Raw genomic sequence first — 24,912 nt, 5'->3', positions numbered from 1 at the left:
TCGGCCCATGACTTCCGAAGAGATCCTGCTCGTCGAACAGCGCGATTCCGTCCGCATCCTCACCTTCAACCGCCCGGAGGCGCGGAATGCGCTGAGCTCGGCGCTCATCGATGCCCTGCGCACCGAGATCGCCGCCGCGGAGGTGGACGACGAAACGAACGTCGTGGTCCTCACCGGCACCGACCCGGCCTTCTGCGCCGGACTCGACCTGCAGGAACTCGGGGAGAGCGGAGGCAATCTGTCGCTGGTCTCCGGCGCCGACCTCCCTGTCGGTCATCCATGGAAGCCCATCTCCAAGCCGATCATCGGTGCGGTCAACGGTGCCGCCATCACCGGCGGTCTCGAAATGGCGCTCGCGTGCGACTTCCTCATCGCGTCCGAGCGCGCCCGCTTCGCCGACACCCACGCGCGCGTCGGTGTCCTGCCGGGGTGGGGACTCACCCAGCGCCTGCCCGCGGCGGTGGGTCCGGGCTTCGCGCGTCGCATGAGTCTGTCGGGCAACTTCGTCGGAGCCGAGGAGGCGTTGCGTGCGGGCCTGGTGACACAGGTCGTCGCGCACGACGAACTGCTCGACACGGCGCTGGAGCTCGCGCGGACGATCGCCGGCAACGACCAGCCGGGTGTGCGGGCGCTGCTCGCGTCGTACCGCCGGGCCGAGGAGCACGTCGTCGAACCCGCTCTGCGTGTGGAGCAGCAGACCTCGGAAGCGTGGATGCGGGAGTTCTCCCCGGCACGGGTCGCCGAGAGGCGGGCCGAGGTGATCGAACGTGGAAAGTCCCAAAACGCCGTGAATCCCAAGTCCTGAAACGGTCGTAATTAAAGGACATTTCGGGTTAATCGGACAGATTTATCACGGAAGGATAACAACTAGTGACGGGAGGTAACAGGCTCTGAGACCTTCGCGAAGTATGGGACGGAAGTGAACTTATCCCTGCGGATTTTTCACTTCTCTCGCCCGTTCGCGGGCGGGTCCATTCACATCAACACGGAGGTATTCCTATGCTGCTCGGTTCTCTCGCCGCCACCGTCGGTGCTGCCGTCGCCGGCCTTCTGACCCCGGTCCTCGGTCTGCTCGCGGGCCTCGGCATCATTCTCTGATATCCGCCCGGATCGACTCCGCGCCCGCACTCCCCCTGTGTGCGGGCGCGGTTCGATCTATTCGGACGGATCCACCTCAGGAGTCCGGAAAACCGTGTCCTCGTGACGCTTCCCGGACATTCGCTTCTCCAATTCCTCTTTCTCCCGTTTCGCCATCTCTGGATCGACGTCCTCACCCGGGAGAGGCCCGGGATCCGTGGCCGGTGCGCCCTGGCCCGGATCGGCCGCGTCGATCTCGTTCGAGCCGGTGTTCTTGATCGGGAGAAAAGGTTCCATGCTTGCCATGGATACGGATTCCCGACACCGATGCGCGCAAACAACTACTCCGGCAACGGAACGTTCTGCAGTCGCAGCTGACCGCGAGCAAGGACCTTGCCGGTCGCGGTGTCGGTGATGATCACCAGCCACAGCTGCTGAGTCCTGCCCTGCTGCAACGGTTCTGCCGTGACCGACGCGCGGCATCCTGTCGTCGATCGCAGGAAGTCGGTCGAGTTGTTGACGCCGACGGCGAACTGACCGCGCTCGAGTACCGCAGCGCTTGCGCCGATGCTGCCGGCAGTTTCGACGATGGTCGCGTAGAGCCCACCGTGCACGACTCCCCACGGGGTGTGGTGGTCGGGGCCCAGGTCGACGTATCCGGTGACCTTCGTTCCGGTGGCTTCCTCGACGACGAAGCCGCTCGCCTCGACGAAGCGGCTCGGCGGCTTCTGCCCGTAGTCCTCGATGGTCGGACGGGCCTCGGTAGTTCCGGTCATGACAACTCCTCGTTCACGCTGACTTCGATAACCACAGTTAGCCACCGCAGAGGTCTGACTGTCAAGGATTAAGTCAGCTACCCTGTGGGCATGCAGTGGCTCGACTACAGCACCGACAACTGCTCGGTCCAGCGCACGATGGACGTCATCGGCGAGAAATGGACGATGATCGTTCTCCGCGAAGTGTTCAACGGCGTGCGACGTTTCGAGCAGATGCGTCGGCACACCGGCATCTCCGACCCCGTGCTGTCGGCCCGGCTGCGCACCCTCGTAGACGCCGGAATCCTCGACACCGTCCCCTACCGCGAGGAAGGCCGCCGCACGCGCAACGAGTACCGGCTCACCGACAAGGGCCGCGATCTCTACCCGATCCTCGTCGCCCTGCTCCAATGGGGGGACAAGTATTGCGCCGACCCTGAGGGTCCGTCGCTGCTCATCGAACACCGCGACTGCGGCGCTCCGGTCGAAGCGGTCGTGCAATGCGCCCACGGCCACGGTCCGCTACGGCCGAGCGAATCGCAGACCCGGCCGGGTCCGACCGCGCGAAAACTCCCCGAGGGCACGAAAACATAACGAAGTGGATTTTCGATCCGCGGCAGTGTTTCGCGCCGAGGCGGTGGGTACTCCTGGCTCAGCGTCCCGGTGCGGACGCAGTCCGGATAACCGAACGACAGGAGGAACACATATGCACTTTGGGTCTCTTGCGCTCCTCGGCGGACTGCCTGCGAAACCGGGCATCGCCCACTGAGCCGGCGCACGCCGTCCGCATCCGTGATGGGTGCGGACGCGGTCGTATGTGCGATGAATTTTCTGTGCGATGAATTTCTCGGGCGGCGCGGGTCGGTATGGTCACCGACCCAGAAGGAGCCGACATGCCCGAATTCGTCACCCACTCGATCGACGTCCCCGGCGCGACTCTCGTCTACGACATCCGCACCGTCCCCGGCGACACCACCCCGCTGCTGCTCGCCGGATCCCCGATGGACGCGAGCGGCTTCACCAGCCTCGTCTCCTACCTCGACGACCGGACGGTGATCACCTACGACCCGCGCGGCACAGGCCGCGGCACACGCACCGACACGTCGATGGCGTCCACTCCCGCCCTGCACGCCGACGATCTGCACCGGATCCTCGTCGAACTCGATCTCGGTCCCGTCGACGTCTTCGCCAGCAGCGGCGGCGCAGTCAACGCGCTCGAACTCGTCTCGCGCTATCCGGAGCAGGTGCGCACGCTGGTCGCGCACGAACCGCCGATCGTCGAACTGCTGCCCGATCGCATCGGGGCCGAAGCGGTGCGCGACGACATTCGCGACACCTATCAGCGCAGCGGCCTCGGACCGGCCATGGCCAAGTTCATCGCCCTGGTCAGTTATGAAGGCGAGCTGACCTCCGATTATCTCGACCGGCCCGCTCCGAACCCGTCCGACTTCGGCCTGCCCACCGAGGACGACGGGACCCGCGACGACGTGTTGCTGGGCCAGAACTGGATGTCGTGCACGGGTTACCACCCCGATCTCGATGCTCTGGCGAACGCGTCCACGCACATCGTCATCGCAGGTGGTCGCGAGTCGGTACGCCAACTGTGCGGCCGCGCCTCGGCAGCGCTCGCCGAGCGGCTCGGCACGACTCCGACGCTGTTCCCCGGCGATCACGGTGGCTTCATGGGCGCCTCAGAGGGTATGCCCGGCGATCCTGAAGCTTTCGCCGCCGTGCTCCGCGACGTGCTCCAACCGAGCCGCGTGTAATCCGTCCGATCCGCTCCCGCGCGCGTCGCGGTTCCCGCTTTCCGGAGGTCACCATGACCGAACCGCACTCCGGCCGTCCACCCGTGGTCGACCTCGCGACCTGGCAGGCCGCGCGCGACGAACTCCTCGTTCGCGAGAAAGCCCACACCGAGGAAGGCGACGCCATCGCCGCGGCTCGCCGACGACTCCCGATGGTGGAGTTCGACGGAACGGTCGAGGTGGTCGGGCCCGACGGCCCGGTCCCCTTCCTCGATCTCTTCCAGGGTCGCAACGAACTCGTCGTCTACAAGCACATGTGGTACGACGGCGCACCCCCGCAGGGGCAGTGCGAGGGGTGCACCACCACGGCCTGGCACGTCCGCGACGCCGTCTACCTCAATGCTCGCGGCGTGTCGCTCGCATTCGTCACCACCGGCCCGTGGGAGGAGGTGGCAGCGTTCGTCGAGTTCATGGGCTACACGCAGCCCTGGTATTCGGTGCGCGACCTCGACGAACCCGTGGGCGGAGCGATGGGCTATCTCACCTCCTATCTCCGGGACGGAGACCGGACCTTCCTCACCTACTCCACGACGGGTCGCGGCACCGAACGCGCCAACAGCTCGGCCGGCCTGCTCGACATGACCCCGTACGGGCGCGGCGAGAGGTGGGAGGACAAACCCGAGGGGTGGCCGGAGGGGAACGGCCCGTGCTGGTTCTGGCGCGCCGACGCCGACGGCAACGCGACATGGGACGAGACGAGCCGCCCGGTGCCGCAGTGGACCCGGCCCGGTGCGACTCCCGTCGAGACCCTCGGGAGGCAGGGCAACTGGCACTGATCATCCGCGACCGGTACTGATCACACCGACGGTGCCGCGCACCTACCGTGGAACGAGGTGTTCCCGACGAAGGAGGGTGCGTGGCGGAATCGTCCGGGTCGACTCGTCCCGAGTCCGAATGGAACGGCCGGGATTGGTACGTGAACTTCGGCGAGCGCAGCCCGTCACGGAATTGGGACGACGGCCGCCGTTACGGCTTCGTTGCCGCCGGCGGTGGCCGCTGGTATTCGGATTCCTTGCAGGAGTTGCCGGTCGGTGGCCGCGTCTTCGTCTACATCCCGAAGAGTGGGTACGTCGGCATCGGCGTCGTGACCGGCTCGGCTGCTCCGGCCGACGAGGCGACGCTCGTCGTCGACGGTCGCCCGGTGCCGTTCCGCAGCCTCGACCTGAAGGCGCCGTACGTCCACGAGAGCGAGGGCACGGACCCGCACGAGGACCACCGCGAGTGGATCGTGCCGGTGCAGTGGACGCACACCGTCGCGCGTGAGGATGCCTTCCGCATCCCGGGCCTGTTCGCGAACCAGAACTCGGCGTGCCGTCTGCGTCACCGCTTCACCGTCGACACCGTGACGTCGTTCTTCGAGAGCGATCCGGATCGGGAATCGGACTCTGCGCTCGCCTAACTCGAATCCGACGAGTGCAACCGCCACGGCACACTCGTCACCATCACCCCGGGCTGGAACAACAGGCGACTCTTGAGCCTCAGCGCGCTCTGGTTGTGGAGCAGGTTCTCCCACCAGTGCCCCACGACGTATTCGGGGATGAAGACGGTGACCACATCACGCGGTGAATTGCCCCGCACCCGTCTGACGTAGTCGAGCACGGGTCGCGTGATCTCCCGATACGGCGATTCCAGGACCTTCAGCGGAATCGTGATGTCGCTGGCCTCCCATTCGCGCACGAGAGCACGGGTGTCCTCCTCGTCGACGTCGACGGTGATCGCTTCGAGGGTGTCGGGATGGGTGGCCGAGGCGTACGCGAGCGCGCGACGAGTCGGGTGATGCAGTTTGGCCACGAGCACGATCGAATACGTGCGGCTGGGCAGCAGGCCGTCCCAGTTGCCGGCGTCGAGTTCGACGGCCACGCGTCGGTAATGGTGGTTCACGGCCCGCATCGTCACGAAGACGGCCACCATGGCGAGGATCGCGATCCACGCACCGGCAACGAATTTCGTGACGAGCACGATGACCAGGACGGTCCCCGTCATCACCAGACCCATACCGTTGACGACGCGTGAGCGCTGCATTCTCCGGCGGTGACGTGGGTCGGTTTCGGTGACCAACAGGCGGGTCCAATGACGCACCATGCCGGTCTGGCTCAACGTGAAGGAGACGAACACCCCAACGATGTAGAGCTGGATGAGATGGGTGACCTCGGCGTCGAACACCCAGACGAGCACGATCGCCGCGAGGGCCAGGAAGACGATGCCGTTACTGAACGCCAGCCTGTCGCCTCGGGTGCGCAGTTGCGTCGGCAGGTGCTTGTCCTGCGCGAGTATCGACGCAAGGACCGGGAAACCGTTGAATGCGGTGTTGGCGGCGAGGACGAGGATCAACGCGGTCACGGCGGTGACGAGGTAGAAGCCGAGGGGGAAGCCGGTGAAGACCGTCTCGGCGACCTGCGCGACCAGCGTCTTCTGATGGTATCCCTCCGGCGCCCCGAGCACTTGCGTCGCGGGGTCGGCGGCGACGACGACGCCCAGCCGCTCGGCGAGGACGATGATGCCCATCAGCAGCGTGATCGCGATGGCACCCAGCATCAGCAGCGTGGTGGCGGCGTTGTGCGATTTCGGTTTCCGGAAGGCCGGCACCCCGTTGCTGATGGCCTCCACTCCCGTCAGGGCCGCGCATCCCGACGAGAACGCGCGGGCGAGAAGAAACGCGAAGGCCAGTCCGGCCAGGTGTGATTGTTCGGCGGCCAGTTCGTAGTGCGACGACTCGGCGCGCAGCGGGGCGTCGAACACGACGAGACGCACGAAACCCCAGACGAGCATCACCCCGATGCAGAACATGAATGCGTAGGTGGGGATGGCGAAAGCTGTGCCCGCTTCGCGGAGTCCCCGCAGATTGACCGCGGTGAGGAGAGTGATCGCGACGATCGCGAACAGCACCTTGTGGTGTTCGACGAAGGGGATCGCCGACCCGATGTTCTGGGCCGCCGACGAGATCGACACGGCGACGGTCAGCACGTAGTCGACGATGAGCGCGCTGCCCACCGTCAGGCCGGCCATCGCTCCGAGGTTCTTCGTCGCTACCTCGTAGTCGCCACCCCCGGACGGGTAGGCATGCACGTTCTGCCGATAGCTCGCGACCACGACGACCAGGACGACGGCGACGGCGAGACCGATCCAACCGGAGAACGCGTAGGCGGACAGGCCCGCCACCGACAGCACGAGGAAGATTTCCTCCGGTGCATAGGCGACGGACGACAGGGCGTCGGACGCGAACACCGGCAGGGCTACGCGTTTCGGCAACAGAGTGTGGCCGAGGGTGTCGCTGCGCAGCGGCCTTCCCAGCAACATCCGTTTGGTGACGTTGTCACGGCCCTTGTGGATGGTTACGGCCACGACCATCGACTCCTGTCCGGCGCATACCCGCGCACGCAGAAGCGAACGGTACGCTTGTATTACCCCGCTCGCCACGGGTGCAGATAGAGCGAATTCACCCCGTCGATCACCCGTCGGCAACGTTGGCAGATGAAAGAATCGTGGGTAGCGTGGAGTCGTTGTTGCTCCTCGCAACAAAGCGTGCCGCGTCTCCTCCCCTTTGACACGGCACGGACGGACCCCGTCGGCCCCTCCCCTCGTTAAGCCGACGGGGTTCTCTCATTGATTCCCGCCCGTATGGCGGTTCACACGTTTTCGTACAGAACGGTCCGTTTTACGGATTTTGCGATGATCCCGTGCAGCGGCAGCAGAACTTGACTCCTTCACCGTGCGCGCGGTCGACTGCTGTCCTTCACCACGCTCACGATCCGGAGAACCCCGATGACCGATTCCATCCTCGAGCTCTACGTCAACGACGGACTGTCCGACGAGGAAATCGATCAGCAGAGGGCCACCTACGGTCCGCTCACCGAGGACGTGCGCGAGCTGATCCAGCTCGCACTGCAGACCCGTGTGGATGCCGACGACGTCGCGCGGGCGCGGGAACATCTCTCGGCCGCGCGCGAGATCCTCGAACGCGACCGGGAGGACGGCCCGTACGGCACCCGGTTCAACGATTCGGGCCGATTCCGTAACTGGGGAAACGCCGCAATAGGCCTGCGCAACGCCATCGCCCCGATCGGCGACATCCACGAGGACGACGACGGACGCGTGTGGACGGAGATCCACCTCGGTCCCGTCTACGAGGGGCCGGCCGGGCACGTGCACGGCGGGGTCTCCGCGCTGCTTCTCGACCAGATCCTCGGCGACGCCGCGCGCATCTCGGGATATCCGGGGATGACGGGCACGCTCACCATCCGCTATCGCAAGCGCACCCCTCTCGGCGCTCTGCGCGTGGAGGCGAAACTCGACCGTGTCGAAGGGCGCAAGGCGTTCGTCGTCGGGCATATCGCCGACTCGGAGGGGATCTGCGTGGAAGCAGAAGGCATCTTCATCGCGCCGGTGTGGATGGTGCAGCAGCGCGACTCGTTCGCGGAGCCCCCGAGGCCCGAATAAGCTCACAACCGAAAAGTGAGGCTCACAACGCCCATGGTCGACCACCAGGGTTGCGAGCCTCACCTGCGCGTTGTGAACCTCGGGACGAGGCAACTCTTCCGTCGTCGCTCGCATGATGGCAATATCACTCTCATGAGCGAGAATAGCATTCCGCAAGCCTGGGGCCGTCGGTGACCATGAGTCAGCACACCTTCACCGCCGACTTCGGCCTGACGTCGCTCCAGGTGAGCAAGGAACGCGCCGTCATGCGCGTCGACCTGCACGACAAGCTGCGCAACGACGCCGGCGCCGCAGCACTCGGGATGCTCACCACCGTGGTCGACATCGTCACGTCCACCCCCGCTCTCGCCGCGTGCAGCCCCGACTGGACGGCGACGCAGGACCTGTCCATCCACACGGCCGAACCCCTCACCGAAGGGCCGGTCGTCGTCGATACCCACCTGGTGCGCATCGGCAAGAAGACCGTGCACGTCGCCGCGGAGATCTTCGACGGGTGCGGCATCACCGACATGGGTGAGCTCGTCACCGCCCTCGACGACGGCGCGCTGCGCCCGGCAGGACGTGGCCTCGTCACCTTCGCTCGACTCCCCCGCGCCGCAGCGGCCGGCTCGGACCACTACAACCCCGGCGAGTGGGTGGGCGCCATCCGCGAGTATCCCAGCGAGCACGTCGAAGGATCGATCTACTCCCGCCTGGCAATGCGCACCCTCGACGCACAGACCGGCGTACTCGAGCTCGACCTCACTCCGTTCGTGGCCAACATGATCGGCACCATCCAGGGTGGCGCCCAGGCACTGCTCGCCGAGCACGCGGCGCACACCGTCCTCCCGGGTTTCGTGGCCACCGACATCCAGGCCCACTACCTGTCGCAGGTGAAGGTGGGGCCGGCACGGTCGCACGTCACAGTGGTCCGTGAGACGAAGGACCACGCGGTCGTCGACGTCCGCCTCGTGGACGCCGGAGCCGACGATCAGGTGCTCGCCCTGACGACGGTCACCCTGCAACGCCTGAGCTGATACCCCTGTTGCGAGAGTCACGACTTGCGACTCGGTGGGCCCGACTCCTCCGCCAGTACAGTTGATCGATATCCGGCAGGAGCGAGAGGAGTCGACCGTGCAGAATGCCGTGTTCTACTCGCTCGTCGCGATGTGCTCGTTGTTCGCCGCGTCGACGTGGTGCCTCTCTCGCCCTCATCTGCTGTCGAGCGCGGCCGCGCTCGTGGCCTCCGGACTCTGGGTGCTGATGAACGGGCCTCTCGAGGGGCGCGTGCTGTACTCGGTGACCCCGAACCACGGGTTGACCGAAGCCGATCTGCTCTCGGGAGTGGGTGTGTGCATTGCCGCCTGGGGGCTCTGGGCGACGCGGAACCGCCGACGTCGTCGGCGTTCGCAGCGGCCGTCGTCGTACCGCCGGCATCCGGACGGGTCCCGAGCGATGCCGACCCCCGTCTTTCCTGCGCAGAGCGATACCGAAACCGGTCCCATCCGTCGCAAAGCAGGATGAGCGTTCCGGTTCGGGTCCGAGAAGATTTCTCAGGTCTCGTTTCAGTATCGACCCTGGACGAGTGCCCAGACGTCACCTAAGCTCCAAAGCGGCCACGGCGTAGGTGGCCGTGTCTCCCTAGAGTCCTCCCCGACACAGGAGATACAGCGCGAGGCCCCGCCGGCTCCTCCCCTCGATTCGCTGGCGGGGCCCTTCCCTGTCTGCCTCCCCGACGACAGGGGCAGATCGAATGGTAATCGGGTCCCCTCGTCCGATTCGTCCTGTGTTCGGACGAAACGCCGGGCAACCCTGTGACCTTCGTCTCTGCGGCGCTGTTCACAGCATAGAGCAATCTGCTCACTTGCGTGCATAGATCTTTCTCGGAATTCACCGAAGGTCGAGTCGCAGAGTCTGTTCTGCAACTTTCGCGCGCTTCGTACGCTTTCCTCAGGCGCGATCCGTCAGTTCCGTGTGCCCGGCCTGACGTGCGCAGTGCGCGCAGCAGTAGACGGCATCCGCCGACTCCACGCCGTGCCCGAGGATGCGGCAGTGGCAGTGGGCGCACTGCGGTGCCATCGCGGTGATCGCGCACTCGAAACTGTCGAAGGTGCCCGAGACATCCCCACGCGTGAGGGTGAAGGTCTTGTCGTAGTCGTTGCCGCACGTGTCGCAGGTGGCCATGACTCTCCTCCTCTTCCGGCATCGCGACCGGACGGCGTCCGGTCTCCTTCCGATCGGGTACCCGCAACCGCCGGAACACACGAGCCCGCCCGCACCGATTCGGTGCGGGCGGGCTCGTGGACGATCGATCTATACCGGTTCGGGTTCCTTCGCTTCGTGCTTCGTAGCTTCCTGCTGCGCGGCCTCGAGCTTCAGGCGCTGTCCGAGCACCGACTTGCGGCGGCCGTAGACGAAGTAGATCGCCACGCCCAGGACCATCCAGACGGTGAATCGGATCCACGTCTCGACCGAGAGGTTGAGCATGAGCCAGCCGCAGGCGAGGACCGCGAGGATCGGGACCAGCGGCACGAGCGGCACCCGGAATCCGCGGGGCAGGTCGGGGCGGGTGCGACGGAGCACCATCACGCCGACGCACACCAGAACGAAGGCGAACAGGGTGCCGATGTTGACCATCTCCTCGAGCACACCCATGGGGAACACCGCGGCGAGGACGGCCACGACACCACCGACCATCAGGGTGATGCGCACGGGCACACCCTTGTGGTTCGTGACGGCGAGCTTGCGGGTGACGAGTCCGTCACGGGACATCGCGAACAGCACGCGGGTCTGGCCGAGCATCATCACCATCACGACGGTGGTGAGGCCGGCGAGACCGCCGATGTTGATGGCCATCTGCGCCCAGGTGATGCCGTGGGCCTCGAAGGCCGTGGCCAGCGTCGCGCTGCCGTCACCGACCAGCTCGCTGCCGGTGCGCAGGTCGGTGTACTTCACCATGCCGGTGAGCACGAGGGTGACGCCGACGTAGAGGACGGTGACGATCGCCAGCGAACCGAAGATGCCTCGGGGCAGTGCCTTCTGGGGGTTCTTGGTCTCCTCGGCGGTGGTGGCGACGACGTCGAAGCCGATGAAGGCGAAGAAGACCAGGCTCGCCGCGGCGAGGAGGCCGTACCAGCCGTAGGTGCTGCCGCCCGCGCCGGTGAGCGCCGAGAACAGCGACTGGTGCAGACCGGACGCGGTGCTCTCCGCTTCCTCGGGCTGCGGGACGTACGGCGAGTAGTTGGACTTGTCGATGTAGAAGATGCCGACGACGATGACGAGCAGGACCACCGCGACCTTGATGGCGGTGACGACCGCGGAGACCCGCGACGAGACCTTGGTGCCGATCGCGAGGATGATCGTGATGGCGCCGACGATGAGCAGCGATCCCCAGTCCACCGTGATCGGTCCGAGGTCGATCGACGCGTCTCCGCCGAACATGCCCCCGAGATACATCGACCATCCCTTGGCGACGACCGCGGAGGCGAGGGCGAACTCGAGGATCAGATCCCATCCGATGATCCAGGCGACGAATTCACCGAAGGTGGCATAGGAGAAGGTGTACGCGCTGCCGGCGACCGGTACTGCGGAGGCGAACTCCGCGTAACACAGGGCGGCGAGACCGCACGCGATCGCGGCGAGGACGAACGCCAGCGAGATGGACGGTCCGGCGAGATTGCCGGCGGTGCGGGCGGTGAGGGTGAAGATTCCGGCTCCGACCACGACGGCGACGCCGAACACGGTCAGATCCTTGGCGGTCAGTTCTCGTCGTAGCCGCGAACCGGGTTCATCGGTATCCGCGATCGACTGTTCGACGGATTTGGTCCGCCAGATGCCGACTCCGGGCATTGTGTGCTCCTCGGGGTGATTGCGGCGCCCACCACGCCCGGTCCGGGCGAGGGGTAGGCATGTCGCTCACTTCGCGCGCATTACGTTGCAGCAAGCCGTGTTTGCGTGAGCATTTGATGCAGCAATCATGGCACTGGCTCGTGAAGTGTCAATATCTTTCTGTTCGGCTGAGCATTATGCTCGAGTGGTGACGCGCATCACAACGGAAAGGGTGTCATCGTGTTCAGTCTCGACCGGCTCGACGCAGCTCTCCTCGGAGAGCTCACTCGCAACCCCCGGGCAGGAATCGTCGATCTGTCGGCGAAGCTCGGTGTCGCCCGCAACACCGTGCAGTCGCGCATCAGGAAACTCGAGGAGTCCGGTGCCGTCACCGGATACCGACCGGTCGTCGACCTGCCGAAGCTCGGCGTGCCGCTGCAGGCGTTCATCGGCGCCGAACTCGTCCAGGCACGGATGGGACACGTGATCGCCCAATTGGGGCGATTCCCCGAGGTATTGGAAGTACACGCGACGACGGGCCGGGAGGACCTCCTGATCCGGATGGCCGCGCAGTCCCAGGAGGACCTCCTGCTGGTCCTCGAGCGGATCCACGCCATCGAGGGCGTCGCGCACACCACCACGACGCTCGCGCTCACCACGCCGATCGAGTACCGGACGCAGCCGCTCGTCGAGCACATCACCCGCGATGCGGGGCACGGCCGTTCGTCGTCGCCCGGGCAATCCTGACAGCACGAGAAGGGGAGGCACCTCGCGGTGCCTCCCCTTGTTCCCCTGTGCGGATCAGGCAGTATCGATGCGCCGCTCGGCGATGCGGTTGGCGGCGGCGCCCGGCGTGACGCCGAGAGTGCTGGAGACGTCGAAGATCTCGGCGGTGCGGTCGAAGATCGACTCCACCCGCTCGCGGACGACCTCGGCGGCGGATCCGTCGACCTCACCGGCGACCTGGATCAGTCCGCCCGCGTTCGCGACATAGTCGGGCACCCAGACGATTCCGCGCTTGCCCAGCAGTCCCTCCACCTCGGGCTGCGCGAGCTGGTTGTTGGCCGCACCGCACACGAGACGTGCGTCGAGGTGGGCAGCGGTGGTCGAGGTCAGCGTGCCGCCGAGTGCGCACGGGGCGTAGACGTCGGCGGACGAGGCAACGACGTTGTCGGTGACCTGCGCCGGGAACTCGTCGACCACGCGGGCGATCGCAGCGGGGTTCACGTCGGAGACGATCACCTCGGCACCGTCTGCGACGAGCAGCTTCACGAGCTCGTATCCGACCTTGCCGAGACCCTCGACACCGACCGTACGACCAGCGAGAGTCGTTTGGCCCCAGACCGTCTGCGCTCCGGCGCGCATGGCCTGGAAGACACCGAGTGCGGTCAGCGGTGAGCTGTCGCCGGATCCGCCGGCAGCGACGGTGCGTCCCACGGCATGGGCGGTGTGCCGGCCCACCACGTCGAGGTCCTCCGCGCGGGTTCCCACGTCGGCGGCGGTGATGTAGCGACCACCGAGCGACTCGACGAATCGTCCGTAGGCGGCGAGCAGTTCGTCGGTCTTGTCCGTCTTCGGATCCCCGATGATGACGGCCTTGCCACCACCGAGGTCCACGCCCGACACCGCGGCCTTGTAGGTCATGCCCCACGACAGTCGCAGCACGTCCTCGAGCGCCGACATCTCGTCCGCATAGGGGTAGAAGCGGGTGCCGCCGAGGGCGGGACCGAGTGCGGTGGAGTGGATCGCGACGATCGCGCGCAGCCCGGTGGCCGCGTCGTGGTGGAAGACGACCCGCTCGTGGGGACGGTCGGTCAGGCGGGCGGAGCGGCCGAACACGCCGTCGGACGTGGTGAACTCGGGGAGGTCGAGGGCAGAAGTGGTCATCGGTGGGTTCCTTTGCAGCAGACGGTGTTCGTGCGTCAGAAGTCGGTGTCGACGCCGAGCTCGGCGAGACGGGCCCGGTACTGCTCCACGGAGCGGAGCTTGACGTCCTCGTAGCCGCGCACCATGTCGGGCAGGGCCGCGATCTCGACGGCGCGATCATAGGAGTCGACGTGCAGGTCGGCGGCGAGCCGCTGGATCGTTGCGGTGTAGTGGGCGAGCAGAGCACGCTCGACGCGGCGGACGTGGGCGTAGCCGAAGGGATCGAGCTTCGTGCCGCGCAGACGCTTCGCCTTGGCCAGAGCCTTCAGCGCGACATGCGATTTCGGTCCGAAGCCGACCTTCTTCTCGCGGCCGAGTGCACGCAGCGCCGGCGGGTGCAGGCGGTAGGTGAGCTTGTGCCCACCGGGGACCTGGCCCTGCACCTCGTCGAGGAAGGCCGGGTCGACGAGCATGCGGGCGACCTCGTACTCGTCCTTGTAGGCGGTGAACTTGAACAGCCCGCGGGCGACGGCCTCGCTGAAGTCCGTGCGGTTCGTGACGCGACGCTCGGCTTCCCAGGCTGCCTGCACCTGCCCGATGTAGCGGGCGGCGAGCGCTTCGCTCTGGAAGTCGATCAGCGACGCGGCGCGGATGCGCACGAGTCGCTCGACCTCACCGGTGAAGGTGGTGCCGGCGAACAGACGCTCCGGCGCGACGGTGGCGGCACGCTCCGGGCGGGCCGGTTCGGTCGCGGCGGCGAAGGCCGCGGGATCCGCGACGGCCACCCGGCCCCACCGGAAGGCGGCGATGTTGGTCGCGACGGCCACACCGTTGATCTCGATGGCCTCCTCGATGGCCTCGGCGGGGATCTCGAGTCCACCGAGCTGATGGGCGGCGCCCACGACGAGGAAGTTCGCGGCCGAGGTCTCGCCGAACAGCGCCTGGGCTGCGGCGAGGGCGTCGAAGGAGACGGTCGTGCGGGTCGCGGTGTCGAGGCGGGCGAGCAGGTCCTGCTCGTCGGGGTGCCGGACCGAGCGGTCGTAGACCATGTCGCCGGTGGGGACGCGGCTCGTCGACGCGACCGCGACGGTCTCCTCCCGGTTCGCGTAGGCGAGGTTCTTCGGCTCGGTCGCGGTGAGCAGGTCGAGCGCGAGCAGAGCGGTGGCACCGCCCGGGCCGACGCGGTTGCCAGGCTCGAGTCCGTCGGCCGCGAAGCGCAGGTGGGAGACCACCGGACCGGCCTTCTGGCTCATGCCGATCTGGTCGAGCGACTCGACCTCGAATCCGGCGCGCAAGGCTGCAGTGGCGAGCACCTGGTTGACGGTGACGATGCCGGTGCCGCCGATGCCCGCGAGGAAGATGTTGCGGGTTCCCTTGGGGGTGTCGATGGCGGCGTCCGGGATGCGGGGCGGGGTCGGAGCCTTGCGCCGCTTCGGCTTCTCGGGCGACGTCTCGACGGTCACGAAGGACGGGCAGTCGCCGTCGAGGCACGAGTAGTCGGTGTTGCAGGAGGTCTGGTCGATGCGGGTCTTCGAACCGAACTCGGTCTCGACCGGCTGCACCGACAGGCAGTTGCTCTTGACGCCGCAGTCGCCGCAGCCCTCGCACACCGCTTCGTTGATGACGACGCGGGTGGTGCGGGCGGGCAAGGTGCCGCGCTTGCGCTGACGGCGTGCGTCGGCGGCGCAGTGCTGGTCGTAGATGAGCACGGTGACGCCCTCGATCTCGCGCAGCAGCTTCTGCGCCTCGTCGAGCCGGTCGCGGTGCCAGACCTCGGTGCCGCGCGCGAGGGTCCGCTTGCGCAGACGCTTCGGCTCGTCGGAGCAGATGATGATCTTGCGGACGCCCTCGGTGGTGAGCTTGTGGGTCAGTGCCGGGATCTTCAGGGCGCCTTCGGCGTCCTGCGCGCCGGTCATCGCGACGACGTCGTTGTAGAGCAGCTTGAAGGTGATGTTCACGCCGGCGGCGACGCACGCCTGGACGGCGAGCTGGCCGGAGTGGAAGTAGGTTCCGTCGCCGAGGTTCTGGAACATGTGGCCGATGTCAGTGAACGGCGCCTGGCCGATCCACTGCGCACCTTCGCCGCCCATCTGGGTCAGGCCGGTGACGGCGCTGTCCTTGCGGCCCGACAGGGTGACGAGGGTGTGGCAGCCGATGCCGCCGCCGCCGATCGACCCCTCCGGCAGAGCGGTGGAGCGGTTGTGCGGGCAGCCGCTGCAGAAGTAGGGGGTGCGCTGGGTCGACAGCACCTCGAGCGACAACTGCGGCAGGGGTGCGGGGCCGAGTTCGACGTGGCCGCGCAGCACGCGACGCAGCGGGCCGCGCAGGCGACCGGCGGTGAGCTCACCGTCGACGGGCACGAGCGGGCGGCCATCGGCGTCCTTCTTGCCGACGATCTGCGGGGCGTTCGCGGTGCCGTAGAGGATCTCGCGGATCTGGGTCTCGACGAAGGCGGTCTTGTCCTCGACCACGATCAATTCGTCGAGGCCGCGGGCGAATTCGCGGACGATCTCGGGGCCGATGGGGTACGGCATGCCGATGCGGAGCAGGCGGATGCCGGCGCGGTGCAGCGCGGCGTCGTCGACACCGAGGTCGAGCAACGCCTGGCGCAGGGCGTCGAAGGTGGTGCCGGTGGCGGCGAGGCCGACGCGGGCCTGCGGCGGGTCGACCTCGATCACGTCGAGGCCGTTGAGGCGGCCGTATTCCTGGACGATCTTCCAGCGCGGCCCGTAGAGGTCGGCCTCGGCGATCACACTGTCGCCGGGCGCGGCCATGGGGCGCTGCTTGTAGACGAACGGCCGTCCTTCCCATTCGATCTCGGGGACCGTGATGGGCAGGTCGGAGATGGAGCCGTCGACGGACCAGGCGCCGTCGGCGACGTCCGCGACGATCTTGAGGGCGACAAGACATCCCGAGGCACGCGACAGCGCGACGCCGTGGAGGCCCATCGTGACGATCTCGGCGGCGTTGCGCGGGAACAGGACCGGGATGCCGAGGGCGGCGAGGGACCGCTCGCTGACGGCGGGCACGGTCGACGACTTCGACGCGGGGTCGTCGCCCACCATGAGCAACACGCCACCGTTCGGGTTCACCCCGTACATGTTGGCGTGGCGCAGCGCGTCGGTGGCGCGGTCGAGGCCGGGGCCCTTGCCGTACCAGACGCCGACGACGCCGTCGTGGGTCGGTGTGCCGGCGCCGAGCTGTCCCTGGCTGCCCCACACAGCGGTGGCAGCGAGCTCCTCGTTGAATCCGGGCACGAAGGTGATGTCGTGCTCGGCGAGGACCTTCGGCATGCCGTGGAGCATCTTGTCGAGACCACCGAGGGGGCTGCCCTGGTATCCGGAGACGAAGGTCGCCACTCGGCGACCGTCCCGCATGGCCCGTACCTGCTGCTCGACGAACAGGCGGGCGATGGCCTGGACGCCGGTGAGCAGCACGGTGCCCGAGCCCGAGCGATATCGGTCGTCGAGGTCGTAGGGAAGTCGTTCGCTCTCGCGGATTACGGTCTCGGTCATTGCGTACCACCCGTCCTTCGTCGCGGCGTCCGATTGTGTCTGTGCCGCTTCGATCGCGTCATTTGGTACAGCAATGGTTGATTGAACTAGGCGAACTCGTCAACAAAAGATTTTCGAGCGCATCATTTCGCTCAAATGTGACGCACCGCACACACGGGAAGTGTGCACGGTGCTCAGAATCACCGCCCGCGGGGCGGTTCCATCTCTCCCCGGTTCACTGACCCGCCGGGGGCGGACCTGGTTGCCATCGCCGCCGGGAGGGTATGGACCTCGGTAGCCGGTATCGGTGTCCGGACACCGCACCCGGTGAGGTGCTGCCGGTTCAGACATGCAGCCGGCAGCACCGTCCGGGCTACGCCGCCGAACCGATCAGCGCGAACGGTCCATCAAACGGGTCCCCATCGCGGCCGTGGCCAGACCCAGAACACACACGACCACGCCCACGATGATGTGGGACCAGATCATGGATGTGCTGGTCTCGACGCCACTGACCAGCCACGGCGAGAAGATCAGCCACAGACCGAGCAGCGGCGCGACGAACGCCAGTCCGTGGGTGCGGCCGTAGGCCGAACCGAGCGCCAGGGCGAGCAGTGCGACCGCGAGACCGCAGATCAGATTGGTGGTGGCGAGTGCCGTCTGATCGGCGAATCCGATGATCCAGGCGGATGCCGCCGCGTACAGACCGGCAACCATCATCAATCCGTCGGTGACCTGCGCTGTGGGCTGTTCACCCATCCGGTCGTAGCGTTCGCGCATCTCGACGATGTCGGGATGGGTGTGCATTGCAGAGTGAGCCGATGATGTCGACATTGTCCTCATCTCCTCGTGGGTGAGAAGTCCGAGGGGCCCTCCTGGGTCCGACACCATTATCGTCGCCCCGGGGCGGGATGTTGCCGTAGGGTAGAAAGTCCCGACTTGGCGATCTCGGGCGGGAAGAACCGTATCGATCCGGACCGTCAGGGGACGAGGACGGCAGCACCGCGCACGCGGTCGCCGGCGAGATCCGCCAGCGCGCGGTCGGCTTCGTCCAGCCCGTAGCGCATCGTCGCAACCCTGATGCGGTGCTGACCGGCGAACGCGAGAAACTCCCGGGAATCCTCACGGGTATTGGCGGTCACCGACCGGATCTCACGCTCGTGGAACAGGTGCCGCTGATAGTTCAGCTGCGGTACGTCGGTCAGGTGGATGCCGGCGATCGAGAGGATGCCGCCGCGGTCGAGCGCTTCGAGTGCGGGCGGCACGAGGTCGCCGACGGGCGCGAAGAGGATGGCGGCATCGAGGGGCACCGGCGGGGCGTCCGCGGCGCCCTGCACCGACGCGGCCCCGAGCTCGCGGGCGAGATTCCGCGCGTCCTCGCTCCTCGTCATGACGTGCACCTCGGAACCTTGCGCCAGGGCGACCTGCGCCGCGATGTGGGCGCTGCCGCCGAAGCCGTAGATGCCGAGCCTGCCGCCGTCGGGGACCGAGGCGCGCTTCAGCGCGCGGTAGCCGATGATGCCGGCGCAGAGAAGCGGAGCGAGTTCGACGTCGTCGTATCCCTCGGGCAGCGGGAGTGCGTATGCCGCCGGTACGGCGACGAACTCGGCGTACCCGCCGTCCTCGTCCCAACCGGTGTATCTCGAATTCGGACAGAGGTTCTCGTCGCCACGGCGACAGTAGCGGCACTGCCCACAAGTCGACCGCAGCCAGGCCACGCCGACGCGGTCGCCGGCGGCGAACCCCTCGGCCGCCTCCCCCACCCGATGGACCACACCGACCACCTCGTGCCCCGGGACGACACCCGCCCGGTGGACGGGGAGATCGCCCTCGGCGACATGCAGGTCGGTGCGGCACACACCGCACACCAGCACACGCACCAGCAGATCGTTCGGTCCCGTCTCCGGAAGCGGGACGGATTCGAACCGCAAAGGGTGACCGGCGACGGGGCCGGGCTCCACCACTCGCCATGCTCGCATCGATCGGGGCTCGTCCACGGCGCTCGCCTCCCGCGTATCTGTCGATCTTCCTGTGTTTGCCGATGTCGGCACCGGTGAACTCCTTCATACATGAGCAGCACAGACGGTTCTGCCGATCCGTACGACGCAGCCGAAGATCCTGACGCCGATCCCGACAATCTCCTCTCCAAGGCTCCGCAACAGCCCGACCAAGCGGAGGGCGAGGACGAACCGGACGAGACCGGCGATACCGGACATTCCTGACGATCCGAAGGAGATCCCGATGACCGAAACAGCCTACGAGGGCCCGAATTCCGGCGGCACGGATGTCGTCACCATCCTCACCGAGGACCACCGGGAGATGCTCGAACTTCTGGGCCGAGCGGAGACCACACTCGACGCGGAGGAGCGCCGCGATCTCACCGATGCGGCGATCGCCGAGGTGATGAGGCACTCGGTCGCCGAGGAGATGTTCGTCTATCCGGAGATGGAGAAGCACCTCCCCGGGGGCACGGAAGCCGTCGAACACGACAAGGAGGAGCACGACGAGATCGTGCAGGTGATGAAGCAACTCGAGGACGCGGAGGCATCGAGTGCGGAGTTCACGACGTTGGTGAAGAAGTTACAGGATCTACTGCGCCACCACGCGAACGACGAAGAATCCGAACAGTTCCCGGCGTTGAGGACGCATCTCGGGCAAGACACCCTCGTGGAGGTCGGCACCAAGGTACAGGCCGCCAAGAAACTGGCCCCGACCCGACCGCATCCGTCCGCGCCGCATTCCGAACTGTTCCACAAGACCATCGGACCGGGGGTCGGCATGGTGGACCGACTGCGCGACGCACTGACCGGACGCAATACCTGAGCGTAGGAACAGGACGAGCGCACGGATCACGATTTCCATCAGGGCACCAACCAGGTATCGAAATAGATTGTCACTGACGATTTCTCGTCGTCCATCACCGAGACGAAGCCCGATTCGTCCCATTGCCTCCCGGCACGGATCCGCACGTCGAGCGCGAAGGTGAACTCGTCACCCGGTGGTGGATCGAAGGTCAGTTAGGCCAAACCGTCCCCCGCGGTCTCCGAGGACGCCTGTTCTCCATCTCTCCACGTTGACACAGAACCGGTGACAAACGGTGGATATCCATAGGGCGTTTGAGCTGCAGAAGCACGGGTAGTCGCACGTAGCACCACGGGCCAACCGAGGCGGCGTCGAGACCGGGCGCCACGGGGTGTCTTCACGGGCGCGTCTTCACGCGGGACGCGTCTCCGCACGATAATCGGCATTCGAGGGAGCAACATGTTTCGTCACACAGACCATCTGCAGTTCGACGTCAAGCCGGAGAAGCCCGATCCCGTCTACGCCCGCAAGCTCCAGGAGCTGATCGGCGGCGCATATGGCGAGATGACGGTGACCATGCAGTACCTGTTCCAGGGCTGGAACTGTCGAATGCCCGGCAAGTACAAGGACATGATCATGGACGTCGCCACCGAGGAGATCGGGCACGTCGAAATGATCGCCACCATGGTGGCGCGTCTCCTCGAAGGCGCACCCGCCACGGAGTCGACCAAGAACGCCGCCGCCGACCCCGTGGTCGCAGCCGTACTCGGCGGCATGGATCCGCAGCAGGCCATCATCTCCGGTGGCGGCCCCACTCTTTCCGACAGCAACGGTGTGCCCTGGAACGGGCGCTTCATCGTGGCCAGCGGTAACCTCCTCGCCGACTTCCATGCCAACGTCGCCGCCGAAGCGCAGGGCAGGGTGCAGACCGCACGCCTGTACAACATGACGGACGATCCGGGTGTCAAGGACATGCTCCGGTTCAACCTCGCCCGCGACACCTACCACCAGAACCTGTGGCTCGCGGCGATCGAGGAACTGAAGGCCGACGGCATCGAGCCCAGCCCGATCGCACCGAACGCATTGTTCGACGAGGAGCATTCCGAGCACGCGTCGAGCCTGTGGCACCTGTCGGATGGCGCGGCCGCCGATCAGGGCCGCTGGGCGCACGGAACCGGCCCCGACGGCACGACACCCATGTCGTTCCTCGCCGACCCGGTCCCGCTGGGCGATGTGGCGAGCGCCCCGCCGCCGGACCCGAAGCTGTACGCGACCTACGACGGATCGCAGGGCAAGCCCCGTTCTGCCGCAATGGGAACGGAGAAGGGCCTCATGGGCAAGATGAAGGACGCCCTCGACCCCGACAACCCCTGATCGATCGTTGCGACCCGACCGCCCCGGCTCCCCGCGAGCCGGGGCGGTTGCGCGTGAAAGTACCTTCCCCGCGGTTTGTTTCGTTACCGGTTTGTTTTGTGACGCAAGGGAGCGGGAAGGCTTCATCAATGAGCACCAACATCTTCGTCCTCGGACTCACCGACATCCAGCGCAAGGAACTGGAGACCGTACGCAGCGCCGACCAGCTGAGCTTCCATGGCCTCCTCGACTACGAAACATTGGTGGAGCCCGACGAATACGTGTTCGACGAACTTCTCGACGCCTGCCGGCGCGAACTCGACGAGTTCCCCGGCAGCGTGGACGGGATCATCGCCCACTGGGACTTCCCCACCAGCGTGCTCGCCCCGATCCTCGCCGCCGAACGGAACATCCCCTCGCCGTCGCTGCGCAGCATCGTGGCCACCGAGCACAAGTACTGGAGCCGACTCGCACAGAAGGAATCGGTTCCCGAGTGCGTCCCGCAGTTCAACTCGTTCGACCCCTTCGACGACAACGCCCTCGACAGCATCGAGCTCGACTTCCCGTTCTGGGTCAAGCCCGTGAAGTCGCACTCGTCGCAACTCGGATTCGAGATCCACAACGAGCAGGAGTTCGCCGACGCCCTCATCGAGATCCGCGAGAAGATCGGACTCGTCGGTAACGCCTTCGACGAGGTTCTGCGCCGCGTCGACCTCCCGGACGAGATCGGGCAGAGCTCGGGTACCACCTGCCTCGCCGAGCAGGTCGTCAGCGGTATCCAGGCCGCCCCCGAGGGCACGATGTTCCAGGGACAGTTCAACGTCCACGGCGTGTTCGACATGCGCAAGGACGCCGCCGGGCACAGCTTCGAACGTCTCGACTACCCGGCGAGCACCGTGCCCGAGGACGTGCAGGCACGCATGATCGACATCACCGAGCGCTACCTGCGCCACGTCGGCTTCGACAACGGCTGCTTCAACTCCGAGTTCATGTGGGACGAGGAGAACGACAAGCTCTGGCTGATCGAGGTCAACACCCGGATCTCCCAGTCGCACAGCGAATTGTTTGCCAAGGTCGACGGCAGCTCCAACCACGAGGTGGCCATCGACATCGCCCTCGGCCGGCAGCCCCGGATGCCGCACCGGCAGGGCGAATACGCCGTCGCGGCGAAGTGCATCATCCCGCACTACGAGGACGGTATCGTCACGTCGGTGCCCTCGGAAGCGGACATCGCCCGTCTGCGCGAACGGATCCCCGGCGCCCTGGTGTGCATCGACGTCGCTCCCGGTGACCGGCTCGCCGATCTACCCAACCAGGACGCCTACCGCTACGAACTGGGCACGATGTACATCGGCGCCGACAGTGTCGAACAGCTCGAGCAGCGCTATCACGAAGGGCTCGAAGCACTTCCGTTCACGTTCGATCCGGTGCCCGAGGACTAGGAGGACTACATGCACACGATCACAGACCTCCCCCACGAGGTCCGTGTCATCGAGAACGTCTTCATCCCGATGCGCGACGGTGTGCGGCTCGCGGCGCGGATCTGGCTGCCCGTCGATGCCGAAGCGAATCCGGTACCCGCTGTGCTGGAATACATTCCGTACCGCAAGCGGGATTCCACGCGCGGGCGGGACGCGCTGAACCATCCCTACATGGCCGGCCACGGCTACGCCTGCGTGCGAGTGGACATGCGCGGCAGCGGCGACTCCGACGGGGTGTTGCGCGACGAGTACCTCGCCGACGAGCACGACGACGCCTGCGAGGTCATCGAATGGTTGGCCGCCCAGCCGTGGTGCGACGGTTCGGTCGGCATGATGGGCATCTCGTGGGGCGGCTTCAACAGCTTGCAGGTCGCGGCGCGCCGACCACCGGCATTGAAGGCCATCGTCAGTGCCTCGGCCACCGAGGACCTCTACGTCGACAACATGCACTACATGGGTGGTTGCCTGTTGTCCGACAATCTCTCCGAGGCGACGGTGATGTTCGCCTTCAACAGCCTGCCTCCCGATCCCGCCATCGTCGGTGACCGCTGGCGCGAGATGTGGCACGAACGTCTCGAGGGCAGCGGCCTGTGGATCGAGAAGTGGCTCGAACACCAACATCGGGACGACTACTGGAAACGCGCCTCCGTCAACGAGGACTACTCCTCGGTGCAGTGCCCGGTTCTCGCCGTGGGTGGCTGGGCCGACGGCTACACCAACGCCATCTTCCGGTTGATGGAACATCTCGAGGTCCCCCGCAAGGGGCTGATCGGACCGTGGGGCCACAAGTACCCGCATCTCGGGGTCCCCGGCCCGGAGATCGGCTTCCTGCAGGAGGTCGTGCGGTGGTGGGACCACTGGCTCAAGGGCATCGACACCGGGGTGATGGACGAACCGATGGTGCGCGCCTGGATGCAGGACTCCATCGAACCGAACCCGTCCTATGCGGAACGTCCGGGCCGCTGGGTGGCCGAACCATCGTGGCCGTCACCGAACATCGAGAACCGCCGCTACACCTTCGACCGGTACGCGCTGCACCCCGACGACGACGGCACCCTCACCGTCGACGAACGTCCCCTGGCACTGCAATCCCCTTTGAGTGTCGGCATGTTCGCCGGCAAGTGGGCGTCCTACGCCGCGACTCCCGACCTGCCGTCGGACCAGCGCGAGGAGGACGGCGGTGCGCTCGTCTTCGAGACCGAGGCGCTCGACACCACGACGGAGGTTCTCGGCCGTCCCGAGCTGGAGCTCGAGGTCTCGTCCGACAGACCGGTGGCGATGCTCGCCGCTCGGCTGTCCGACGTCGCGCCCAACGGCGAGGCGACGCGCGTGACCTACGGGTTGCTCAATCTCACGCACCGCGACAGCAGCGAGAAGCCGGAAGCCCTCGAACCGGGACGGCGCTACCGCGTCCGGATCGAGCTCAACGGCATGGGCCACGTGTTCCCGGCCGGGCACCGTCTGCGCCTGTCGCTGTCCACCTCCTACTTCCCGCTGGCGTGGCCGTCGCCGACACCCGCAGAGGTCACGGTGTACACCGGTGGTGGTCTGCATCTGCCGGTGCGCCCGCCCCGACCGGAGGACGCGCACCTGCGCGAATTCGGCGAACCGGAGGCCGCCCCGGAACTCGGGATCACCCTGCTGCAGCCGGGCGAGCACCACTGGCGGACCACGCGCGACCTCGCGACCGGCGTGTCGACCCTCGACATCCTCGACGACCAGGGATCGTTCCGGATCGACGAGACCGGTACGGTCATCCGGCGTCGCACCCAGGAGTGGTTCAGTTTCGGGGGCAACGATCCCAACTCGGTGCGCGGCGAGACGCAGACCCTGCGCCGCTACGAGCGGGACGACTGGCGCACCGAGGTCCGTACCCGCACGATCCTCACGTCCACCCCGGAGGAGTTCGTGATCAACGCCGAGCTCGATGCCTTCGAACTCGACGACGATCACGGCGATCGACGGGTCCACTCGGAGAGCTGGCAGCGCCGGATTCCACGCGATCTGGTCTGACGACGGTGATCCGGTCTGACGGAAT

The 24,912-nt window shown here is 66.7% G+C and carries 22 protein-coding genes; 14 read left to right on the top strand and 8 right to left on the bottom strand.

Features of this window, described 5'->3' with window-relative positions:
* The first annotated feature begins 7 nt into the window (after nucleotides 1-7).
* Nucleotides 8-805 carry an enoyl-CoA hydratase gene (locus ACNJ7K_RS25720; RefSeq protein ID WP_159417553.1) on the top strand — a complete coding sequence of 266 codons (798 nt, stop codon included), beginning with the start codon at nucleotides 8-10 and terminating at the stop codon, nucleotides 803-805.
* Nucleotides 806-1,418: 613 nt separating this feature from the next.
* On the opposite strand, the gene ACNJ7K_RS25715 is transcribed toward ACNJ7K_RS25720, so the two are convergent.
* Nucleotides 1,419-1,853 carry a PaaI family thioesterase gene (locus ACNJ7K_RS25715; protein ID WP_192378558.1) on the bottom strand — a complete coding sequence of 145 codons (435 nt, stop codon included), beginning with the start codon at nucleotides 1,851-1,853 and terminating at the stop codon, nucleotides 1,419-1,421.
* A 90-nt stretch (nucleotides 1,854-1,943) separates the two neighbouring features.
* Between ACNJ7K_RS25715 and ACNJ7K_RS25710 the strand changes: the two genes are divergently transcribed.
* From ACNJ7K_RS25710 to ACNJ7K_RS25695, 4 genes are all read left to right on the top strand, one after another.
* Nucleotides 1,944-2,426 (top strand): winged helix-turn-helix transcriptional regulator, encoded by a 483-nt coding sequence (locus ACNJ7K_RS25710; RefSeq protein ID WP_174246988.1) that lies wholly within the window; start codon nucleotides 1,944-1,946, stop codon nucleotides 2,424-2,426.
* Nucleotides 2,427-2,725: 299 nt separating this feature from the next.
* Entirely contained in the window at nucleotides 2,726-3,598 is an 873-nt protein-coding gene (locus ACNJ7K_RS25705) for an alpha/beta fold hydrolase (protein WP_487042450.1), read from the top strand.
* 53 nt (nucleotides 3,599-3,651) lie between these two features.
* Nucleotides 3,652-4,413, top strand: a complete 762-nt coding sequence (locus tag ACNJ7K_RS25700; RefSeq protein WP_487042449.1) for a DUF899 family protein — start codon at nucleotides 3,652-3,654, stop codon at nucleotides 4,411-4,413.
* Nucleotides 4,414-4,493: 80 nt separating this feature from the next.
* Entirely contained in the window at nucleotides 4,494-5,036 is a 543-nt protein-coding gene (locus ACNJ7K_RS25695; protein WP_487042448.1) for a hypothetical protein, read from the top strand.
* Here the strand turns inward: ACNJ7K_RS25695 and ACNJ7K_RS25690 are convergent.
* The gene (locus ACNJ7K_RS25690; RefSeq protein ID WP_192378562.1) at nucleotides 5,033-6,985 is read right to left on the bottom strand and encodes an APC family permease; all 1,953 of its coding nucleotides are present in this window, start codon (nucleotides 6,983-6,985) and stop codon (nucleotides 5,033-5,035) included. The two genes, ACNJ7K_RS25695 and ACNJ7K_RS25690, sit on opposite strands and share 4 nt — an antisense overlap.
* Nucleotides 6,986-7,399: 414 nt before the next feature.
* On the opposite strand from ACNJ7K_RS25690, the gene ACNJ7K_RS25685 reads away from it, so the two are divergent.
* The 3 genes from ACNJ7K_RS25685 to ACNJ7K_RS25675 all read left to right on the top strand — a co-directional run bounded on the left by ACNJ7K_RS25685 (nucleotide 7,400) and on the right by ACNJ7K_RS25675 (nucleotide 9,577).
* Nucleotides 7,400-8,074 (top strand): PaaI family thioesterase, encoded by a 675-nt coding sequence (locus ACNJ7K_RS25685; protein ID WP_192378563.1) that lies wholly within the window; start codon nucleotides 7,400-7,402, stop codon nucleotides 8,072-8,074.
* A 176-nt stretch (nucleotides 8,075-8,250) separates the two neighbouring features.
* Complete coding sequence (locus ACNJ7K_RS25680) at nucleotides 8,251-9,090, top strand: PaaI family thioesterase (RefSeq protein WP_487042447.1); 840 nt, start codon at nucleotides 8,251-8,253, stop codon at nucleotides 9,088-9,090.
* Between the two features lie 97 nt (nucleotides 9,091-9,187).
* Nucleotides 9,188-9,577, top strand: coding sequence for a hypothetical protein (locus ACNJ7K_RS25675; RefSeq protein ID WP_120283673.1), 390 nt, complete (start codon nucleotides 9,188-9,190; stop codon nucleotides 9,575-9,577).
* 426 nt (nucleotides 9,578-10,003) lie between these two features.
* Here the strand turns inward: ACNJ7K_RS25675 and ACNJ7K_RS25670 are convergent, their stop codons facing one another.
* Together ACNJ7K_RS25670 and ACNJ7K_RS25665 are read right to left on the bottom strand one after the other, a co-directional pair.
* Nucleotides 10,004-10,237 carry a hypothetical protein gene (locus ACNJ7K_RS25670; RefSeq protein ID WP_145692247.1) on the bottom strand — a complete coding sequence of 78 codons (234 nt, stop codon included), beginning with the start codon at nucleotides 10,235-10,237 and terminating at the stop codon, nucleotides 10,004-10,006.
* Between the two features lie 129 nt (nucleotides 10,238-10,366).
* Nucleotides 10,367-11,902, bottom strand: a complete 1,536-nt coding sequence (locus ACNJ7K_RS25665) for an amino acid permease (protein ID WP_487042446.1) — start codon at nucleotides 11,900-11,902, stop codon at nucleotides 10,367-10,369.
* Between the two features lie 219 nt (nucleotides 11,903-12,121).
* Between ACNJ7K_RS25665 and ACNJ7K_RS25660 the strand changes: the two genes are divergently transcribed.
* Nucleotides 12,122-12,628, top strand: coding sequence for an Lrp/AsnC family transcriptional regulator (locus ACNJ7K_RS25660; RefSeq protein WP_159417544.1), 507 nt, complete (start codon nucleotides 12,122-12,124; stop codon nucleotides 12,626-12,628).
* Nucleotides 12,629-12,682: 54 nt separating this feature from the next.
* Here the strand turns inward: ACNJ7K_RS25660 and ACNJ7K_RS25655 are convergent, their stop codons facing one another.
* The 4 genes from ACNJ7K_RS25655 to ACNJ7K_RS25640 form a co-directional block, all read right to left on the bottom strand.
* Nucleotides 12,683-13,768: a Glu/Leu/Phe/Val family dehydrogenase gene (locus ACNJ7K_RS25655; protein ID WP_487042445.1), complete on the bottom strand. Its 1,086-nt coding sequence runs from the start codon at nucleotides 13,766-13,768 to the stop codon at nucleotides 12,683-12,685.
* Between the two features lie 35 nt (nucleotides 13,769-13,803).
* Nucleotides 13,804-17,262: an indolepyruvate ferredoxin oxidoreductase family protein gene (locus ACNJ7K_RS25650; RefSeq protein WP_268654551.1), complete on the bottom strand. Its 3,459-nt coding sequence runs from the start codon at nucleotides 17,260-17,262 to the stop codon at nucleotides 13,804-13,806.
* 369 nt (nucleotides 17,263-17,631) lie between these two features.
* Complete coding sequence (locus tag ACNJ7K_RS25645; RefSeq protein WP_268654552.1) at nucleotides 17,632-18,045, bottom strand: SPW repeat protein; 414 nt, start codon at nucleotides 18,043-18,045, stop codon at nucleotides 17,632-17,634.
* A gap of 173 nt (nucleotides 18,046-18,218) precedes the next feature.
* Nucleotides 18,219-19,217, bottom strand: coding sequence for a zinc-binding alcohol dehydrogenase family protein (locus ACNJ7K_RS25640; protein ID WP_487042576.1), 999 nt, complete (start codon nucleotides 19,215-19,217; stop codon nucleotides 18,219-18,221).
* 90 nt (nucleotides 19,218-19,307) lie between these two features.
* Between ACNJ7K_RS25640 and ACNJ7K_RS25635 the strand changes: the two genes are divergently transcribed.
* The 5 genes from ACNJ7K_RS25635 to ACNJ7K_RS25615 all read left to right on the top strand — a co-directional run bounded on the left by ACNJ7K_RS25635 (nucleotide 19,308) and on the right by ACNJ7K_RS25615 (nucleotide 24,887).
* A complete protein-coding gene (locus ACNJ7K_RS25635; RefSeq protein WP_174246987.1) occupies nucleotides 19,308-19,460 on the top strand; it encodes a hypothetical protein in 153 nt (50 codons plus the stop codon).
* A 19-nt stretch (nucleotides 19,461-19,479) separates the two neighbouring features.
* A complete protein-coding gene (locus tag ACNJ7K_RS25630; protein WP_487042444.1) occupies nucleotides 19,480-20,061 on the top strand; it encodes a hemerythrin domain-containing protein in 582 nt (193 codons plus the stop codon).
* Between the two features lie 438 nt (nucleotides 20,062-20,499).
* Nucleotides 20,500-21,414 carry a manganese catalase gene (locus ACNJ7K_RS25625; protein ID WP_447818393.1) on the top strand — a complete coding sequence of 305 codons (915 nt, stop codon included), beginning with the start codon at nucleotides 20,500-20,502 and terminating at the stop codon, nucleotides 21,412-21,414.
* Nucleotides 21,415-21,542: 128 nt separating this feature from the next.
* Nucleotides 21,543-22,835: an ATP-grasp domain-containing protein gene (locus ACNJ7K_RS25620; protein WP_487042443.1), complete on the top strand. Its 1,293-nt coding sequence runs from the start codon at nucleotides 21,543-21,545 to the stop codon at nucleotides 22,833-22,835.
* 9 nt (nucleotides 22,836-22,844) lie between these two features.
* Entirely contained in the window at nucleotides 22,845-24,887 is a 2,043-nt protein-coding gene (locus ACNJ7K_RS25615; RefSeq protein WP_487042442.1) for a CocE/NonD family hydrolase, read from the top strand.
* The last annotated feature ends 25 nt before the right edge of the window (nucleotides 24,888-24,912 follow it).

The sequence above is a fragment of the Rhodococcus shunpengi genome (genome assembly GCF_048381395.1).
Lineage (GTDB): Bacteria > Actinomycetota > Actinomycetes > Mycobacteriales > Mycobacteriaceae > Rhodococcus.
Note: the sequence above shows the minus strand (reverse complement) of the source record. Positions and strands in the feature narration are given on the sequence as shown.